The organism is Lacticaseibacillus baoqingensis, from assembly GCF_003946165.1.
Lineage (GTDB): Bacteria > Bacillota > Bacilli > Lactobacillales > Lactobacillaceae > Lacticaseibacillus > Lacticaseibacillus baoqingensis.
On the sequence record NZ_RHOI01000062.1, the window covers coordinates 1 to 4,393 of the forward strand.

A 4,393-nucleotide genomic window follows, 5' to 3' on the forward strand; every position below is an offset into this window, starting at 1 on the left:
ATATCTGCGATCGGCATCCGCGTTGCGATCTGGCTTTGTTGGCCATCGCGCAACACCGTTTCCATAATTTCTACTTTGCCGCTCATATCGCCACTCCTTCCAGTGCAATTTCATTGATGACGGTATACACCGCCTCTAATCCGTGTTTACGGCTGCGGCTGCAGGCTTTGGCATCGCCGCCGCACACCAGGCACGGCCGCGGCGCCACATGCATCCGCGAGCGGCTCAGCTGCGTGAGCTGGCCGCCATCCAGGTAGCAGACATCCAGATCTGCCAGCTGGCAAAATGGCTGGGCACTTTCGTAAGCCAACATGGCTTGCTTCAGCGACCAAGGATCGATCGCCAGCGCCAACATCGCACAATCCCCACTAGCGTCATGATTTTGGCGCTCATCTAACAACAAATGGCCATAATCTTGGCGCAATTGAGTGATGAGTTCAGCGAAGCGCGTGGTCAACACATGCCCCGTTTTCACCGGTCCGGGGATGCGTAACGTCACACTGAGCACGCTGGCTAAAGGATGCGCCGTCAACAACGCTTGTTGCGCCGCTGAACGGGCTTCTTTGGCCGCCAGCATTTGCCCTAAAGTGACGGCTGGTCCGTCTAAAACGCTAGACATTGTGCACCGCGTCGATGATCGTCCCATCACGATATTCGACCAATGCGACGACTTTATCGCCATATTCGATCTTATCAGGCGTGCCGGTGATAGCATACGCCTTATCGCGCAGTTCTTCGATGGTAAATTGAGGGACGTTCAAGTCTTTAAACATCTCGATCAAGTCTTGGCGCTTCGGGTTAACTGCGATCCCTAACTCAGTGACGACCACATCAACCGACGCCCCTGGGGTGACGATAGTGTTGACGTCGCTAACGATCGTTGGGATGCGGCCGCGAACCAACGGTGCGATGATCATGCTCATCTTGCAAGCCGCTGCGGTATCGGAGTGGCCGCCAGAAGCCCCGCGAATGACCCCGTCAGAACCGGTGAGCACGTTAACGTTAAAGTGCGTATCGACTTCTAAGGCGGACAAGATCGCGATATCCAATTGGTTGATCATGCTGCCTTTGGACAATGGGCTGGCATACATTTCCGCATCGATTTCGTAATGTTGGGCGTTGTTGGCCAAGGAAACGGCGCTTGGATGGTCGAAGTCTTGCACGTCGACTAACTTGTCAACTAAGCCTTCTTCAAGCAATTCGACCATCGCATTGGTGATCCCGCCTAACGCAAAGCTGGCATGCACATCTTGATCCAACATCGCTTGCCGCAAGTAACGCGATACGGCTAGGCTGGCACCGCCAGTCCCAGTTTGGAATGAAAAGCCCGGCTTGAAGTACTTGGAAGCGGTGATGACTTTAGATGCATATTGCGCGATCAATAATTCCTTCGGGTCTTTGGTGAAACGGGTGGCCCCTTTAGCGATGCCATTAGGATCCCCAATGGCATCGACTTGCACGACATAATCCACATCCGTTTGCGGAATGGAAATCGGCGTGTTCGGGTATGGCATCAAGCTGTCAGTGATGGCCACGACTTTGTCTGCATACTTGGCATCGATCTTGGCATAGCCTAATGACCCACAAGTTGCTTTCCCATTGGTGCCGTTAATGTTGCCATACTCATCAGAAGATGGGGCGCCTAAAAAGGCCACATCGATGTGAATATCGCCGCTGGCAATGGCGCGCGCACGGCCGCCATGGCTGCGAATGATCACCGGATTGTCCATGATCCCAGAAGAGATCGCAGCGCCTAACTTGTCCCGCAAGCCGCTGGAGGTGATGTTAGTGATGACACCTTGTTTGATATAGTCGATCAATGGTGCGTGGACATTAGAGATCGAACTTGGTGCGATGGACAAATTCTTAATGCCCATCTTCGCGATTTCAGCCATGACCATGTTCATCACATAGTCCCCTTCACGGAAATGATGGTGGAATGAAATCGTCATGCCGTCTTTCAAGCCAGTGGCCACGATCGCATCATGGATCGATGGCAATAACTTGGAGTCGCCAGGCTTGACCGGATGCACATTGGCCGCTGCCCGTTGATAATCTTTGATGTTGGCAAATTCACCTGCATACGTGCCATATTGCTTGGCAAACTTGTCCGGGATCTCCCGTCCTAATTCTGTCTTAGCCATTAGTCTACCTCCAGTCCAGAAGCCTTCGCCAGTGCCAGTGTATATTGGGCACGTTCAACGACCGGCTTATCCACCATTTGTCCCTTAACTGCGACCACGCCGGCGCCTTTAGCTTCGGCTTCTTTGAGCCCAGCCACGATTTCGCGCGCTTTGGTGATCTGCTTTTGCGTTGGGGCAAAGATCTTGTGGATCACTGGGATCTGACGTGGGTTGATGACAGACTTGCCATCAAAACCAAGCTGCTTGATCAAACTGGTTTCACGGATCAACCCTTCTTCATTGTTGATATCGGTGTAAACCGTGTCGATCGCCGAAATTCCGGCTTCACGCGCCGCGTGTAAGATGTAGTTGCGGGCAAAGGACAATTCTGCCCCATCTTCATGCCGATAGGTCTTTTGGGAGGTCAAGTAATCTTCGGCCCCTAAGGCGATGCCGATCATGCGATCAGAAGCTTGCGCGATCTCACGGGCATTCAATACCCCTTCAGCACTTTCGATTGCTGCCATCATGTGGGTACGGCCTGGGGTGATGCCGTATTTGGCTTCTACCTTGGTGATCACCGCATCAACATCTTTGATATCTTGCGCCGTTTCGGTTTTTGGCAGCCGGACCACGTTGACGCCGCCTAATACGACTGCTTCAACATCTTGGGCCCCGCCGGCATCCAAGGCATTGATCCGCACAACGGTTTCGACACTGCTGTAGTCAAACGTCTTCAAAGCGGAATAAACCAATACCCGCGCGGTATCTTTTTCGCTCATCGACACTGCGTCTTCCAGGTCAAACATGATCGCGTCGGCACCATACAACGTGCAGTCACGCAACATAGCGGCGTTGGCGCCGGGGACGAACATCATTGTTCTTCTTAATTGATCCATGAGTTGATCTCCTCCCAGTTGTAATCTTGTACATCAGCGGCACGGTAAGCGGCTGCGATGGTCCGGGCTTTGATGGTGCAATCCAAGGCCCCTTTGTCCGTCGCCACCACGTTGACCGCGGTAATATCTAAAGCTTTTAAGGCCGCTTCGATCTGCGCTTTGATCTGGCGCCCGAATTGCTTTTGGACGCTTGAATCAAGGGCGATGGTGACCCCGCTATCAGCGGGCTTCAAGGTGATCGTGATGTCACTAGATTCCAGCGTTCCGGCGCTGGCAGCATGTTTAATTTGCATGACTTGAATGCTCCTTTATATAACGATTAATTTGTGGTAACAATAGTTTTTCTAAGGTGCCTTGATCTGAATTTGCTAATGCTTGGCGCACCGCTGTGGCACTGATCGGCGCGCCATCGCTTTGCAGGCGCGGGATCACTTGCAGCTGCAAGCTGCCGGCAAAAGCGGCGGCTAAAGCGTCATTGTACACCGCCGTCACCGGTGACAGGGGTTCTTCGCCGACAAAGCGGGTGGTGATCGCCAAAGTTGGGGCGATTTTTTGGACGAATAAAGCGGCGTCCACTTGCGCTTGTTGCTTGGCCACGGCCAAATCGGCGCGGTCTTTTAAGAAGTAGCTGGGAAACGTGGCGCTGGAAACCATATAGTCTCGCGTTGGCAACACGACCACGTTTGGCAAGTCTTGCGTGCCCAGTTTGACCATGGCCAGGCGATCTGCCGCGGAGAACTGCGAATGTTCCGCCGATAAAACGAAAACATAAACGGTATCAAATTGGCTGGCCGCTTGCGTCACCAGATAATGGTGGCCGCGGGTAAATGGATTGGCGTTCATGACGATGGCAGCCGCAGTTCCAGGACGCTTTTTTTGGCGTAAAAACTGCAAGTAATCGTCAAGGTCTGGATACCCGCGCTCCAACAAAACCACGTCTTGGCTGGCAGCCAGTGGCGTGAAGCCTAAGCTGGAAAAAAAGGTTTGCGTACTCGGTTTCGTATAAATGAAGGCATGCTCGACCCCGTCTGCCCGCAATTGATCAAAGGCTGCTTGGATCAATGGGGCTAACAGGTTTTCTGATTGCGCCGCCGGGTCAACGGCGACACACTTGATGATCTGGCCATAAAGTGAAGCCGTTGCCAGCAAGGTTTCACCTTCAAACATGCCAAAAGTCACGTCAACTTGGTGATCAACGGCTAGCTGTGACTTGGTCAATAAAGCCGCCCAAGCCGTCGCTTCTTCGCGGTTGATCGTTAACCAGATGCGCCGCAATTCCGCCATTGCCTTACTCCTTTTCAGGTGGTAATAACTTCAATAATAGTTTTGAGACGACGTAGATCACGAAGAGGACGAAGAAGTCGCCGCCCA

At 52.8% G+C, this 4,393-nt stretch carries 6 protein-coding genes; all 6 read right to left on the reverse strand.

Annotation, left to right across the window (positions count from 1 at the left end):
• Positions 1 to 82: 82 nt before the first annotated feature.
• From citX to EKM91_RS14200, 6 genes are read right to left on the reverse strand one after another with little or no spacing between them, the layout of a single operon-like run.
• A complete protein-coding gene (gene citX, locus EKM91_RS13510) occupies positions 83 to 619 on the reverse strand; it encodes a citrate lyase holo-[acyl-carrier protein] synthase (protein WP_125754414.1) in 537 nt (178 codons plus the stop codon).
• On the reverse strand, positions 612 to 2,144 hold the full coding sequence (gene citF, locus EKM91_RS13515) for a citrate lyase subunit alpha (protein ID WP_125754415.1): 1,533 nt from the start codon (positions 2,142 to 2,144) through the stop codon (positions 612 to 614). The genes citX and citF overlap by 8 nt, the downstream gene beginning before the upstream one ends.
• The gene (citE, locus tag EKM91_RS13520) at positions 2,144 to 3,022 is read right to left on the reverse strand and encodes a citrate (pro-3S)-lyase subunit beta (protein ID WP_125754416.1); all 879 of its coding nucleotides are present in this window, start codon (positions 3,020 to 3,022) and stop codon (positions 2,144 to 2,146) included. Before citE ends, citF begins: the two co-directional genes overlap by 1 nt.
• Entirely contained in the window at positions 3,010 to 3,315 is a 306-nt protein-coding gene (citD, locus tag EKM91_RS13525) for a citrate lyase acyl carrier protein (RefSeq protein ID WP_125754417.1), read from the reverse strand. The genes citE and citD overlap by 13 nt, the downstream gene beginning before the upstream one ends.
• Positions 3,305 to 4,306: a [citrate (pro-3S)-lyase] ligase gene (citC, locus tag EKM91_RS13530; RefSeq protein ID WP_125754418.1), complete on the reverse strand. Its 1,002-nt coding sequence runs from the start codon at positions 4,304 to 4,306 to the stop codon at positions 3,305 to 3,307. Before citC ends, citD begins: the two co-directional genes overlap by 11 nt.
• A 4-nt stretch (positions 4,307 to 4,310) precedes the next feature.
• Positions 4,311 to 4,367: a hypothetical protein gene (locus tag EKM91_RS14200; protein WP_274379983.1), complete on the reverse strand. Its 57-nt coding sequence runs from the start codon at positions 4,365 to 4,367 to the stop codon at positions 4,311 to 4,313.
• Positions 4,368 to 4,393: the final 26 nt, after the last annotated feature.

What these genes read in the sequence shown, in the direction of transcription:
- citE (WP_125754416.1), bottom strand. Translation starts at nt 3,022, where the DNA reads ATGGATCAATTAAGAAGAACAATGATGTTCGTCCCCGGCGCCAACGCC.
- citF (WP_125754415.1), bottom strand. Translation starts at nt 2,144, where the DNA reads ATGGCTAAGACAGAATTAGGACGGGAGATCCCGGACAAGTTTGCCAAG.
- citX (WP_125754414.1), bottom strand. Translation starts at nt 619, where the DNA reads ATGTCTAGCGTTTTAGACGGACCAGCCGTCACTTTAGGGCAAATGCTG.
- citC (WP_125754418.1), bottom strand. Translation starts at nt 4,306, where the DNA reads ATGGCGGAATTGCGGCGCATCTGGTTAACGATCAACCGCGAAGAAGCG.
- citD (WP_125754417.1), bottom strand. Translation starts at nt 3,315, where the DNA reads ATGCAAATTAAACATGCTGCCAGCGCCGGAACGCTGGAATCTAGTGAC.